Here is a 313-nt window from a genome sequence, read left to right as displayed (position 1 = left end):
GGAAAATAATGAAACGTTCTATTTTTGATTTGAGCTTCAATTAAACCGACATCAATTTTATGATCTGCTAATAAATCTTCAATTTTTTCCGAATTTTGAATCACCAAACTCAACTGAATTTCAGGAAATCTTTTTCGAAATTCTGCTAAAATAGGAGTTAACACATATTGCGCAATTGTAGTGCTCGCACCCAAACGCAAAGTTCCTTTTTGTTTTTCTTGCAATTGACCAATTTCAAATTCCATTTTTTGATAAACAGAAAAAATTTCTTCTGTATATTTTAATAGAATTTCGCCAGCTTTGGTCAATTTTA

At 29.7% G+C, this 313-nt stretch carries 1 protein-coding gene; it reads right to left on the bottom strand.

What is annotated here, in order from left to right:
- On the bottom strand, positions 1-313 hold a 313-nt coding region (locus QWI17_RS20125; RefSeq protein ID WP_302724319.1), incomplete at both ends, for a LysR family transcriptional regulator.

Source organism: Gilvimarinus gilvus, from assembly GCF_030518155.1.
Lineage (GTDB): Bacteria > Pseudomonadota > Gammaproteobacteria > Pseudomonadales > Cellvibrionaceae > Gilvimarinus > Gilvimarinus gilvus.
The sequence above is the reverse complement of the archived record's forward strand: the minus strand, read 5'-3'. Positions and strand labels throughout refer to the sequence as shown.